The sequence below is a fragment of the Streptomyces sp. NPDC086989 genome, from assembly GCF_044745505.1.
GTDB lineage: Bacteria > Actinomycetota > Actinomycetes > Streptomycetales > Streptomycetaceae > Streptomyces.
The window spans coordinates 71,845-84,273 of record NZ_JBIVAL010000016.1 but is presented as its reverse complement, the minus strand read 5'-3'; the positions used below and the strand labels follow the sequence as shown (position 1 = coordinate 84,273).

Annotated in this window: 13 protein-coding genes; 4 read left to right on the top strand and 9 right to left on the bottom strand. The window is 69.3% G+C overall.

The window, feature by feature from the left end:
- Positions 1-160: 160 nt before the first annotated feature.
- The 6 genes from ACIPK4_RS32030 to ACIPK4_RS32005 all read right to left on the bottom strand — a co-directional run bounded on the left by ACIPK4_RS32030 (position 161) and on the right by ACIPK4_RS32005 (position 4,389).
- The gene (locus tag ACIPK4_RS32030; RefSeq protein ID WP_402319210.1) at positions 161-1,564 is read right to left on the bottom strand and encodes an 8-oxoguanine deaminase; all 1,404 of its coding nucleotides are present in this window, start codon (positions 1,562-1,564) and stop codon (positions 161-163) included.
- A gap of 192 nt (positions 1,565-1,756) precedes the next feature.
- Complete coding sequence (gene pucL / locus ACIPK4_RS32025) at positions 1,757-2,680, bottom strand: factor-independent urate hydroxylase (RefSeq protein WP_054226574.1); 924 nt, start codon at positions 2,678-2,680, stop codon at positions 1,757-1,759.
- A 1-nt stretch (position 2,681) separates the two neighbouring features.
- On the bottom strand, positions 2,682-3,083 hold the full coding sequence (gene uraH, locus ACIPK4_RS32020; RefSeq protein ID WP_402319207.1) for a hydroxyisourate hydrolase: 402 nt from the start codon (positions 3,081-3,083) through the stop codon (positions 2,682-2,684).
- Positions 3,084-3,085: 2 nt separating this feature from the next.
- A complete protein-coding gene (gene uraD, locus ACIPK4_RS32015; protein WP_402319204.1) occupies positions 3,086-3,604 on the bottom strand; it encodes a 2-oxo-4-hydroxy-4-carboxy-5-ureidoimidazoline decarboxylase in 519 nt (172 codons plus the stop codon).
- 153 nt (positions 3,605-3,757) lie between these two features.
- Positions 3,758-4,141, bottom strand: a complete 384-nt coding sequence (locus tag ACIPK4_RS32010) for a helix-turn-helix domain-containing protein (RefSeq protein WP_402319201.1) — start codon at positions 4,139-4,141, stop codon at positions 3,758-3,760.
- Positions 4,138-4,389 (bottom strand): thiamine-binding protein, encoded by a 252-nt coding sequence (locus tag ACIPK4_RS32005; RefSeq protein ID WP_385192322.1) that lies wholly within the window; start codon positions 4,387-4,389, stop codon positions 4,138-4,140. The genes ACIPK4_RS32010 and ACIPK4_RS32005 overlap by 4 nt, the downstream gene beginning before the upstream one ends.
- A gap of 126 nt (positions 4,390-4,515) precedes the next feature.
- Between ACIPK4_RS32005 and ACIPK4_RS32000 the strand changes: the two genes are divergently transcribed.
- From ACIPK4_RS32000 to ACIPK4_RS31990, 3 genes are all read left to right on the top strand, one after another.
- Positions 4,516-5,349: a TIM barrel protein gene (locus ACIPK4_RS32000; RefSeq protein WP_402319198.1), complete on the top strand. Its 834-nt coding sequence runs from the start codon at positions 4,516-4,518 to the stop codon at positions 5,347-5,349.
- Positions 5,350-5,424: 75 nt separating this feature from the next.
- Entirely contained in the window at positions 5,425-6,315 is an 891-nt protein-coding gene (locus ACIPK4_RS31995) for a 2-hydroxy-3-oxopropionate reductase (protein WP_376204555.1), read from the top strand.
- Positions 6,316-6,554: 239 nt separating this feature from the next.
- Positions 6,555-8,012, top strand: a complete 1,458-nt coding sequence (locus ACIPK4_RS31990; RefSeq protein ID WP_376204556.1) for a catalase — start codon at positions 6,555-6,557, stop codon at positions 8,010-8,012.
- A 546-nt stretch (positions 8,013-8,558) separates the two neighbouring features.
- Here ACIPK4_RS31990 and ACIPK4_RS31985 read toward each other — a convergent pair.
- Both ACIPK4_RS31985 and ACIPK4_RS31980 read right to left on the bottom strand, forming a co-directional pair.
- Entirely contained in the window at positions 8,559-9,182 is a 624-nt protein-coding gene (locus ACIPK4_RS31985) for an ATP-binding protein (protein WP_402319195.1), read from the bottom strand.
- Between the two features lie 30 nt (positions 9,183-9,212).
- On the bottom strand, positions 9,213-9,776 hold the full coding sequence (locus ACIPK4_RS31980; RefSeq protein ID WP_402319192.1) for an MFS transporter: 564 nt from the start codon (positions 9,774-9,776) through the stop codon (positions 9,213-9,215).
- A gap of 18 nt (positions 9,777-9,794) precedes the next feature.
- On the opposite strand from ACIPK4_RS31980, the gene ACIPK4_RS31975 reads away from it, so the two are divergent.
- On the top strand, positions 9,795-10,355 hold the full coding sequence (locus tag ACIPK4_RS31975) for a TetR/AcrR family transcriptional regulator C-terminal domain-containing protein (RefSeq protein WP_402319189.1): 561 nt from the start codon (positions 9,795-9,797) through the stop codon (positions 10,353-10,355).
- A 28-nt stretch (positions 10,356-10,383) separates the two neighbouring features.
- Here ACIPK4_RS31975 and gcl read toward each other — a convergent pair whose 3' ends face one another.
- A complete protein-coding gene (gene gcl / locus ACIPK4_RS31970) occupies positions 10,384-12,171 on the bottom strand; it encodes a glyoxylate carboligase (protein WP_402319186.1) in 1,788 nt (595 codons plus the stop codon).
- Positions 12,172-12,429 lie beyond the last annotated feature (258 nt).

Sequence of the window (12,429 nt, the reverse complement as noted above, 5' to 3'; positions counted from 1 at the left end):
CGGTGGCACGAGTCACCGCCCCGGGAGGCGCCCTCGGAAATCCCTCGGGCGCTCCCCGGGAACGGCTGCCGCGGACCCCGCTCGGGTCCGCGGCCGCCGGCCGGGGGCCGTCCCCCCCGGCCGGACTCCTGGAGGCACCTCCCAGCAGTGGCCGGGGGGCTCAGCCCTGCGCGGAGATGCGCGCGAGGCGCTGGGCCTCTTCGCGGGTGGACACCGCGATGGCGTCCTCGTCGGCGAAGAGCAGCCGGTTGTTCTCGACGATCTGCTTGCCGTTGACCAGCGAGAGGGTGACCGGGGCGGCCGCACCGAAGACCAGTGCGATGACCGGGTCGGCGATGGAGGAGTGGGCCAGCGTGCCCAGGTTCCACATCACCAGGTCGGCGAGCTTGCCCGGCTCCAGGGAGCCGATGTTGTCGGCGCGGCCGAGCACCTGGGCGCCGCCGTACGTACCGAGGCGCAGGGCCTGGCGCGCGTTGAGGGCCGCCTCGCGGTGGACCGGGTTCAGACGGTTGATCAGCAGCGCGTTGCGCAGCTCGGTGTGCAGTTCACCGGACTCGTTGGAGGCCGTGCCGTCCACGCCGAGGCCGACCGGGACGCCGGCGGCGAGCATGTCCGGGACCCGGGCGATGCCGGCGGCCAGACGGGCGTTGGAGGACGGGCAGTGCGCGACACCGGTCTTGGTGCGGGCGAACGCGGCGATGTCGGAGTCGTTCATGTGGACGCTGTGCGCCATCCACACGTCCTCGCCGAGCCAGCCGGTCGACTCGAAGTAGTCGGTCGGGCCCATGCCGAACAGTTCCTTGCAGAACTGCTCCTCCTCGACGGTCTCGCTGCCGTGCGTGTGCATGCGCACACCGAGGCGGCGGGCCAGCTCGGCGCCCTGCTTGAGCAGTTCGGTGGAGACCGAGAAGGGGGAGCAGGGGGCGACGGCGACCTGGGTCATCGCGTCGAAGGAGTAGTCGTGGTGCTTCTTGACGGTCGCCTCGGTGTCGGCGAGCGCGCCTTCGAGGGTCTCGACGGCGTGGTCCGGGGGCAGGCCGCCGTCCTTCTTGCTGCGGTCCATCGAACCGCGGGCGAGGGTGAAGCGGACGCCCATCTCGGACGCGGCGCGGATGATCGCGCCGGACAGGTCGCCGGAGCCCTTGGGGTAGACGTAGTGGTGGTCCATGGCGGTGGTGACGCCGCCCTTGGCCATCATCGCCAGGGAACCCTGGGCGGCCGTGTACGCCATCTGCTCGTCGATGCGCGCCCACGTCGGGTACAGCGCGACGAGCCAGTTGAAGAGGTTGTGGTCGGTGGCCAGACCACGGGTGATCCACTGGTAGAAGTGGTGGTGGGTGTTGACGAGACCCGGGGTGACGAGGTGACCCGTGCCGTCGATGCGGCGGACCACGTTGTCGAGGTTCTCGGGGGCCCTGCCCGCGCCGAGCGACTCGATCTTGTTGCCGGCGACGACCACGTGGCCCGAGGCATACTCGGTGTCGTTCGCGTCGACGGTCGCAATCGCACAGTTCTCGATGACGATGCGCTCTACTGCGCCGTCATGCGCTGCCGATGCTGCCATGGGACTTCCTCGTGCTTTCAGTGGCGGTGCGGGCACGGCAGAACCCGGGGGATTTGAGTGCCGGAGCCGGGCCTGACAGCTGACAGTACTGCCGCCCCGTGGGGTTGCTCCGGGTGCCGATTCAGGAAGCTGCAACGTGTCGCGCGCTGCGGTCCCGGGGCAACTGCGGTGCCCCGGGACGCGCGTGCCACGTCAGAGGTTGGTCATGTCCACCGGGATGCGCGCGTCGGCGCCGTCCCGCAGGATCGTGGCCTCGATCAGACCGTACGGGCGGTCCGCGGCGAAGTAGACCTCGTTGTCGTTCTTGAGGCCGAAGGGCTCCAGGTCGACGAGGAAGTGGTGCTTGTTCGGGAGCGAGAATCGGACCTCGTCGATCTCCGAACGGTGGTTGATGATGCGCGAACCCATCTGGTACAGCGTCTGCTGCAGCGAGAGGGAGTAGGTCTCCGCGAAGGCCTGGAGCATGTGCTTCTTGGTCTCGGCGTAGGACTTCTCCCAGTTGGGCATCCGCTGCTCGTCGTCGGTCCAGTTGAAGCGCCAGCGACCCGACACCTGGGTGGCCAGGATGCGGTCGTACGCCTCCTGGAGGGTCGTGTACTTGTCCTTCACGTAACCCCAGAACTCGGAGTTCGTGGAGTTCATGACGATCAGGTCCTTGAGGCCGGAGATGACCTCCCAGTTCTGCCCGTCGTACGTGATCTGGGTGACGCGGGTCTCCATGCCCTTGCGGACGAAGGAGTGGTTGACCTCGTCGGAGCCGATGAACTTGGAGTTGGCGTCCGAGGTGGCGATCCGGTCCCAGGCGTACTCCTCGATCCGGATGCGCGCGCGCTGGATCGGCTCCTGGCTGTTCACGAACCAGCGCGCCAGGTGGATGCCGAACTGCTCGGCCGACTCGATGCCGTACTCCTTGGCGAACGCGTACACCGTGTTCTTGGTGGTGTCCGTCGGCAGGACGTTGGCGTTCGAGCCGGAGTAGTGGACGTCGTCCATGTCGCCGGAGAGGGCGACGGAGACGTTCAGGTCCTTGATGTGGTGCGTGTCGCCGTCCCGCGTGATCTTGACGACGCGGTTCTCTGCCTTGCCGTACTGGTTCTGGCCCAGAATCGTGGCCATGCTAGCTCCCTCGGTAAACGGAGTAGCCGAACGGGTTGAGCAGCAGCGGTACGTGGTAGTGCTCGCCCGGGTTCACCGCAAACGTGATGGTGACCTCGGGGAAGAACGCACCGCTGTCCCTTACGCGGGGGGCGTCCTGCTGCGCCTCGGCTTGCTTCTTGGCGAAGTACGTCTCGGTCTCGAAGTCGAGACGTACGTGGGTGGTTCCCTCCGGCAGCGCCGGCAGGTCCTTGCAGCGCCCGTCCGCATCGGTGGCGGAGCCGCCCAGGGCCGCCCACTCCCCGTCGAGCCCCGTACGGGCCGACAGGGAGACGGCGACGCCCTCGGCGGGGCGTCCGATGCTGGTGTCCAGGATGTGCGTGGACACCGAATTCCTCGGCGATGCCGCGGTCTCAGCGCTCATGCTCACTCTCCTTCTCCTACGAGTTCGACGAGACGGGTCAGGCGGATCCGGTTGATCTTGACGAGCTCGCCGCGGGCGATCTCCCGTTCCTGCTCCGGCGAATTGTCGATCCGGACCTTGACCGCGTCCCGCATGAACTCACCGGTCGCACCGGTGGCGCAGATGAGGAAGACGTGGCCGAACTTCTCCTGGTACGCCAGGTTCAGTTCGAGGAGCTCGTTCCTGAGCTCCTCCGAGGCGCCGGCCATGCCGCGCTGCTCGCGCGCGGAGGTCGGGTCTCCCGGCTTCGGCCGGCCGATCGGCGCGTGGCCTGCCATCGCCTCGGCCAGGTCCTCGGCGGTGAGCTCGGCCATGGCGGCCTCGTTCGCGCTGAACAGGGCGTCGGCGCCGGCGAAGGGGCGCTGGGCGAGCAGCTTGCTCCCCCATGCCGAACTGGCGCACACCTCGTGCAGCTCGGCCGTGGCCGCACTGTCGTCCAAGGCGTTGAACCGGGTGAGACCCGGGGTCGGACTCGAAGTCACGGTAGGCCTCCGTGGCCTGTTGTTGCTTTGACGGGCTGCGCATAGCTAACGCCCTCGACAACACGGCGTCAACACTTTGTTGAAACTTCCCGTACACAAAAGCCGCCGCCCGGATGAATGGGGCGGCGGCTCGTCACTGTGGGTCAGGGTGCTTCACGCTTGGTTGGTTTTATTGGGGTTTTCCCTGTTCAGGTAGTTGTAGACCGTGAAACGGCTTACGCCCAGAGCGCTCGCGACCGTCTCCACACCGTGCCGTACGGAGAAGGCGCCCCGCGCCTCCAGTATCCGCACGACGTCCTGCTTGGACTTCCGGTCGAGCTGCGACAACGGTACGCCGTGACGGCGTTCCAGCGCCGCCAGGATGTGGTCCAGCGAGTCGGACAGCTGGGGCAGCCGGACGGCCAGCAGGTCCTCGCCCTCCCAGCTGAGCACGACGTCGTCGGGCTGCGCCAGGGCCGGATCCATCAGTTCGCCGCCCATCGCGTCGACCAGCGGCTTGACCGCGGTGACGAACGGGTGGTCGCGGGGCTCGCTCATGGGGTGTCCTCCCCGATCACGTTGACCTGGAGCGAGACGCGCGTGGCGCCGGACTCCAGCGAGTCGCGCAGCAGCGCGGTCACCGCGGTCAGCACCGCGTCGGCCTCACCCTCGGCGGTGTTGCCGAACGGACCGACGTCCACCGCGTCCAGCTGGGCCTTCTGGATGACCTCGCGAGCGGCCACGGCATGGGCAGGGGCCTCTTCGAGATCGAAGGGCTCGGTCGTGAACTCCACTCTCAATCGCACGCTGGTCAAGCTACCTCCCGGTCACTCTTTTTCGGCAGTCCGGGCTTGACAAGTGCGGCGCCCTGCTTGCAGTCTTCCATCAAGCAGAAACTAACTTCCGCAATACGGAAGGAGCGCACACCCCTCATGGGATACACGGACCAGCGCTTCGATGTGAACCTTTCGATCCTCTTCACGGAACTCCCGCTCCTGGAGCGTCCCGCGGCCGCCGCCGCGGCGGGCTTCACCGCGGTCGAGCTGTGGTGGCCCTGGATCGAGACCCCCACCCCCGCTCAGGAGGAGCTCGACGCCCTCAAGAAGGCTCTTGAGGACGCCGGCACCCAGCTGGTGGGCCTGAACTTCTACGCCGGACAGCTGCCGGGCCCGGACCGCGGTGCGGTCTCGGTACCCGGTGAGGAGTCGGACCGCTTCAAGGCCAACATCGACGTGGCCGCGGACTTCGCCGCCTCGGTGGGCTGCAAGGCGCTGAACGCCCTTTACGGCAACCGCGTCGAGGGCGTGGACCCGGCCGTCCAGGACGAGCTCGCCCTGGAGAACCTGGTCGTGGCGGCCCGGGCCGCCGACCGCGTCGGCGCGATCCTGCTGATCGAGACCCTCAACAAGCCCGAGTCGCCGCTCTACCCATTGGTGAGCGCCCCGGCCGGCATCGAGGTGGTGGACAAGGTGAACGAGGCCACCGGCCTCGGGAACGCCAAGTTCCTCCTCGACCTGTACCACCTGGCGATGAACGATGAGGACCTCTCCGAGGTCATCGAAAAGTACGCCGCCAAGACCGGGCACGTCCAGATCGCGGACAAGCCCGGACGCGGTGCCCCCGGCACCGGCGAGCTGCCCCTCGAAGAGCTGCTCGACCAGCTGAAGAAGGCCGGATACGAGGGCTACGTGGGGCTGGAGTACAAGGCCGCCGACGCGGCCGCCTCCTTCGCGTGGCTGCCGGCCGGGGCCCGCGCCGCCCGGTAGGCGGACGAAGTCCGGGCGATCAGCCAGGCACCCCTCGCACTTTTCGTACGAAGCATTAAGAGAAGGACCCTCATCATGAGCACCCTCCCCAACATCGCCTGGATCGGCCTCGGAATCATGGGCTCCCCCATGGCCGAGAACCTCCTGAAGGCCGGCTACTCGGTCACCGGCTTCACGCTGGAGCAGGACAAGCTCGACCGCCTGGCCGCCGCGGGCGGCACCGCCGCCGGCTCGATCGCCGAGGCCGTCAAGGACGCCGACGTCATCATCACGATGGTGCCCGCGTCCCCGCAGGTCGAGGCCATCAACTACGGTCCCGAGGGCATCCTCGAGAACGCGAAGTCCGGTGCGCTGATCATCGACATGTCGTCGATCACCCCGCAGACCTCGGTCGACCTCGCGAAGAACGCAGCCGAGAAGGGCATCCGCGTCATCGACGCCCCCGTGTCCGGCGGCGAGGCCGGCGCCATCGAGGCCGTCCTGTCGATCATGGTGGGCGGCGAGCAGGCCGACTTCGACGCGGCCCTGCCGATCCTCGAGGCGCTCGGCAAGGTCATCGTGCTGTGCGGCCCGCACGGCTCCGGCCAGACGGTGAAGGCCGCCAACCAGCTCATCGTCGCGGTGAACATCCAGGCGTGCGCCGAGGCCGTGGTCTTCCTGGAGAAGTCCGGCGTGGATCTCAATGCCGCCCTCGACGTCCTCAACGGCGGTCTGGCCGGCTCCACGGTCCTGACCCGCAAGAAGGACAACTTCCTCAACCGCGACTTCAAGCCCGGTTTCCGGATCGACCTGCACCACAAGGACATGGGCATCGTCACCGACGCGGCCCGCAACGTCGGTGCGGCGCTCCCGGTCGGCGCGGTCGTCGCCCAGCTGGTCGCCTCCCTGCGCGCCCAGGGTGACGGCGGGCTGGACCACTCCGCCCTGCTGCGCGCGGTCGAGCGCCTCTCCGGCGCCCAGGTCTGAGACCGGCCCCGCCGGCGCGGCCCGCTCCGCGGGCCGTCCCTCCCCCTCACGGGGGCCTGAGTTTCCGGATGGTGCCGGTGCTGACACCTGTCCTGTCGCGCCCAAGCGCCGGCACCGTCCGGATCACCTCTCCTCATCTTTGTTCAACAAACTGTTGACGCTGCGTTCAGCCTGAAATTAGGCTGTTCCGCATGACGGAAGACGCTTTCCGTCAGCAGGTTCCCGTACGGAAGGTCACCATGTCGAAGCGCACGCTGACGACCGAGTCCGGCGCCCCGGTCGCCGACAACCAGAACTCCGCCACCGCCGGCGTCGGTGGCCCTCTGCTGGTCCAGGACCAGCAGCTGCTGGAGAAGCTTGCCCGCTTCAACCGGGAGCGCATCCCGGAGCGCGTGGTGCACGCCCGCGGCTCGGCCGCGTACGGCTACTTCGAGGTGACGGACGACGTCACCGCGTACACCAGCGCCGCGTTCCTGAACACGGTCGGCAAGAAGACCGAGACCTTCCTGCGGTTCTCCACCGTCGCCGACTCGCTCGGCGGCGCGGACGCGGTCCGCGACCCGCGCGGCTTCGCCCTGAAGTTCTACACCGAAGAGGGCAACTACGACCTCGTCGGCAACAACACCCCGGTGTTCTTCATCAAGGACCCGATCAAGTTCCCCGACTTCATCCACTCCCAGAAGCGCGACCCCTTCACGGGCAAGCAGGAGCCGGACAACGTCTGGGACTTCTGGGCGCACGCCCCCGAGGCGACGCACCAGATCACCTGGCTGATGGGCGACCGCGGCATACCGGCGTCCTACCGCCACATGAACGGCTACGGCTCCCACACCTACCAGTGGACCAACGCCCAGGGCGAGGCCTTCTTCGTCAAGTACCACTTCAAGACGAACCAGGGCATCCGCTGCCTGTCGGGCGAGCAGGCCGCCGAGCTCGTCGGCAAGGACGCCAACTCGCACCAGACCGACCTGCTCCAGGCGATCGAGCGCGGCGTGAACCCGAGCTGGACCCTCTACGTCCAGATCATGCCGGCCGCCGAGGCCGCGGACTACCGTTTCAACCCGTTCGACCTCACCAAGGTGTGGCCGCACAGCGACTACCCGCTGCAGCGCGTGGGCCGCCTGGTCCTCGACCGCAACCCGGACAACGTCTTCGCCGAGGTCGAGCAGTCCGCCTTCTCCCCGAACAACTTCGTCCCGGGCATCACCGCCTCGCCGGACAAGATGCTCCAGGGCCGCCTGTTCGCGTACGCCGACGCCCAGCGCTACCGCCTCGGTGTGAACCACACCCAGCTGCCGGTCAACGCCCCGAAGGCGACGAAGGCCGACAACTACGGCCGCGACGGTGTCATGGCGCTGCGCAACGGCTCGCGCCACGACAAGAACTACGAGCCCAACTCGTACCAGGGCCCGGCCGAGACCGGTCTCGCGCTCGGCGCCCCGAAGGCCGTCTCCGGCTACACGGGCACCCACGAGGCCCCGGCCCACACCAAGGACGACGACTTCTTCCAGGCCGGTGAGCTCTACCGCCTGATGTCGGAGGCCGAGAAGCAGCGTCTGGTGGCGAACATCGCCGGCGGCCTGTCTCAGGTCACCCTGGAGGACGTCATCGAGAAGAACCTGGCTCACTTCCACGCCGCGGACGCCGACTACGGCAAGCGCGTCGAGGAGGCCGTCCGCGCCCTGCGCGACGCCTGAGCCCGCAAGCTGCACCGGGGACCTGGCGGGAGGTCAGGTCCCGGGTGCCGAGCCCGAACCGCGGACCCGGATGAGGGGTGGTACGCGGCGAGGGCAGGACGAGGACCGCGACGGGCGTGTGAGCCAGTGCGGTGGTCATGGGTGCCGAGGCCCGTCTCTTGACCTGAGGGAGACGACGCCGGAGCACTCGTCACCGCCCGTCGCGGTCCCAGCCACTCCTCTCCTCTCCTCCGTACGAGGGGGCCACGCACAGGGTCCCCCTCGTACGGAGGAGGTTCCTCCCGGCCGCCGGTCCCCACCGGCAGCCACGGAAAGACTCCGCCCGGCGGTGCGAACGTCCTGTCGCGCCAGCCTCGCTCCGTCGGGCGGTCACACTCAAAGCGCCGAGTCACGGACGGTCCCGTGACTCGGCGCTTTGGCTTCGGGGGTCGGGACCAGACGGCGTCGGGACCAGACGGCCGGGCCCTGACGGCCGCCTGACGCGGGCCCCGGGGCCGGGCCCTGGAGTCGGGCCCTGGGGTCGGGTTCGGGGCCGGGCCCTGGGCGTCAGCGGGCGCGCCGGTCGTCGATCCCGACGGCCAGGTGCGGCCAGGCCGCGGCGAGTGCGGCCAGTTCGCCGGGGGTGGGGCCCTGTGGGGGCAGCGGCCCGGCGGGGCTGAAGTGGACGGTCGTACCCGTCGTGCCGTCGTCGGCCACCGGTGTCAGACCGGTCACGGGAACCCCGTGTTCGTACCGCTGCACCCACGCCCCGCCCGCGCGCCGGTTGGTGTGCACGAGCCATGCGCTGAGCGCCGCGACGACGGACATGCCGCGCCGCGGGTGGCCGTCGGGCAGGAGCTGCGCGTCGGGGTGGTCGAAGAACCGGAGGTCCTTCGTCGCCATCACCGGCTTCTTCACCGGCCGGCCGTGGTCGTCGAAGCGGGTGTCGGTGCCCCGGCCTTCGTCGGCGACGGACACCGAGCCATCCGTGTACAGCGTGACCGTGCACCGTCCCCCGCCCACACAACCGGCCTCGTCGGCCGCGTAGGCCATCACTTCGAGCAGCAGGTGGAGAAGGCCGCCGGGGGCGATGGCGGCCCGGTCCTCACGGATGCGGGCCAGGTGGTCGACGTCCACGGAACGCGCCCAGTCGTGCGTCGTGTTGCGCCACACAGCCGTTGATCTGTCCATATCAGCAGTATGCCGAGCGGACCGTCGCCCTCACGCCCGGGCCCGGCGGGGAACCCGTACGGACGGGGTCAGCGCCGCCGCGGGTGTGCGGCCGTGGTCCGTGAAGGCCGACCAGACCGTGACCAGCAGGGCCACCCCGACCGCGTTGGCCAGCTGCTGCACGGCGTTGAGGACGCCGGAGGCCGAGCCCACCTCCGGTTCGGCCACGCCCGCCAGGATCACGTCGAACAGCGGCGGGATGACCAGGCCCATGCCGAGCCCGGTGGCGAAGGTACCGGGGACCAGCCGCCAGCCGTCCGTCACGCCCCCGGCGCAGGCGGCGAGCAGCCCCGGCCCCAGTACGGTGAGGACGGTCCCGCACTGGATCACCACCCGGCCACGGCGCCGGGCGAGTGCACCCGCTGGGCCCGCGGCGGCGGCGATGCCCAGGGCCCTGGGGGCGATCGCGTACCCGGCGCCCTGGGGCGAGAGGCCGAGCGGGCCCTGGAGGCAGAGGGACAGCACCGTCATCAGGCCGGTGAACGAGGCGAAGAAGGCGACCGCGACCAGGATGCCGCTGGTGTAGCCCCGGTTGGCCGGCAGGCACGGCGTCATGAGCGGCGAGGGCCGCCGGTGCATGCCCTCGCAGCCCGCCGTGCCCCCGGGGACTGGCGCGACCCGCTGGCCGCCCTGGTCACCGACGTGGCGCATGCCCTCAACGCCCACCACGGCATCGGCCGCGTCTCACTCGGCGCCATCCCGGCCTCTCCCGCCTGGCTCGGCCTCTTCGACCGGATCCTCGGCCTCCTGCTGGCCGGTGGGGTCGAACCGCAACGCGCGTCCTGGGGCTGCGATCTGATCGTCTTTCACATCGACGCGGTCACGTACGAGGTCTCCGTCGCGCACACGGCCACAACCCCGGCCCGTGGCCAGCACCCGCCCTCCGGCGACGGGCCGGACGCCCTCCAGAACGTGCTGGACAGCCGCCACGCCCAGGTCTCCATCGAGGAGCGCCTCGCCGGGCTGGTCCCCGGCCGGTATCCGCATCTGGCTGCCGGCACCGCCGAGTTGACGGCCGTCCCCGCCGCCGCCCGGCTCGCCCTCGGCATCGAGGTGCTGATCGGCGGCCTCGCCCCGCAGGGACGGGAACGGGAACGGCCCCCGGCCCTCCTCGTGGAGGGCCGGGGGCCGTGACGTACAGCCGCGGGTACCGGCTCGGCGGTCAGACCGCCAGCGGGCGGATCGCGGTCGGGGCGTGGCCCGGCTCGGTCGCGAGCTCCTCGAACTCGGTGACGTCGCTCATGTCGACCGTCTTGCTCATCGAGATGTTGGTGATGCGCTCCAGGATGGCCTCGACGACGACCGGGACCTGGAACTCCTGGGCCAGCTTCTTGGCCTGCTCGAAGGCCTCGCCGAGCTTCTCCGGGTCGGTGACGCGGATCGCCTTGACGCCCAGGCCCTCGGCGACCTTGACGTGGTCGACGCCGTAGACGCCGATCTCCGGGGTGTTGATGTTCTCGAATTCGAGGTTGACCTCGAAGTTGATGCCCAGGCCGCCCTGCGCCTGACGGATCAGGCCGAGGTAGGCGTTGTTCACCAGGACGTGGACGTAGGGGATCTTGTGCTGGGCGGCGACCGCCAGCTCCTCGATCATGAACTGGAAGTCGTAGTCGCCCGAGAGGGCGACGACCGGGGTCTCGGGCTGTGCGGTGGCGGCGCCGATGGCGGCCGGGATGGTCCAGCCGAGCGGGCCGGCCTGGCCGCAGTTGACCCAGTGACGCGGCTTGTAGACGTGCAGGAACTGCGCGGCCGCGATCTGCGACAGGCCGATGGTGGTGACGTAGCGGGTCTCCGGGCCGAACGCCTTGTTCATCTCCTCGTAGACGCGCTGCGGCTTCATGGGGATGTTCTCGAAGTGCGTACGGCGCTGCAGGGTCGCCTTGCGGTCCTGCGCGGACGCGGCCCAGGCGGAGAAGTCGGGCAGCCTGCCCTCGGCCTTCCACTCCTTGGCGATGGCGACGAAGAGCTCCAGCGCGGCCTTGGCGTCGGAGGCGATGCCGTAGTCCGGGGCGAAGATCTTGCCGAGCTGGGTGGGCTCGATGTCGACGTGGACGAACTTGCGGTCGCCCCGGTACGCGTCCAGGTTGTAGCCGGTGTGGCGGTTGGCCCAGCGGTTGCCGATGCCGAGCACGAAGTCCGACTCCAGGAACGTCGCGTTGCCGTAGCGGTGCGCGGTCTGGACGCCGACCATGCCGGCCGCCAGCTCGTGGTCGTCCGGGATGATGCCCCAGCCCATCAGGGTGGAGATGACGGGGACGTTGGTCAGCTCGGCGAACTCGACCAGCAGGTCGGAGGCGTCGGCGTTGATGATGCCGCCACCGGCGACGATCAGCGGGTGCTCGGACTCCAGCAGGAAGCTCAGGGCCTTCTCGGCCTGGGCGCGGGTCGCGGACGGCTTGTAGACCGGCAGCGGCTCGTACGTCTCGGGGTCGAACTCGATCTCGGTCAGCTGGACGTCGATCGGGAGGTCGATCAGGACCGGGCCCGGACGGCCGGAGCGCATCAGGTGGAAGGCCTGCTGGAAGACGCCGGGAACCTGGGCCGCCTCCAGGACCGTCGTGGCGGCCTTGGTGACGGGCTTGGCGATCGTGGCGATGTCGACGGCCTGGAAGTCCTCCTTGTGGAGCTTCGAGACCGGAGCCTGACCCGTGATGCACAGGATCGGGATCGAGTCCGCGATCGCGGAGTACAGGCCGGTGATCATGTCGGTGCCGGCCGGGCCCGAGGTACCGATGCAGACGCCGATGTTGCCCGCCTGGGCACGGGTGTAACCCTCGGCCATGTGCGACGCACCCTCGACGTGGCGGGCGAGCGTGTGGCTGACGCCACCCACGTTCTTGAGCTCGCGGTAGAACGGGTTGATCGCAGCGCCGGGCACGCCGAACGCTTGCGACACACCCTCGCGCTTGAGGATCTCCACTGCAGCGGCGGCGGCTGTCATACGAGGCATCGAGTTCTCCTGCGGGTCTGGCGGTCAGACTGTTCCGGTTTCCAGGGCGTTTCCGCAATCCGGAAGTTTTGTTCTGCTATACGGAACAAGCTAAGTGGCGCGTCCCGGCACGTCAAGGAGCATGAGCACCCCGGAACACACCAAAAGCCGCGTCTCACGCAAGCGACTTGTACGAAAGACCGGGACTCCGTCGGCAACCGGCGGAAAATCGGGGGCGCGCCCGCCCCGCCGGTGGCAGGTGGTGGAGCATGGACGTAC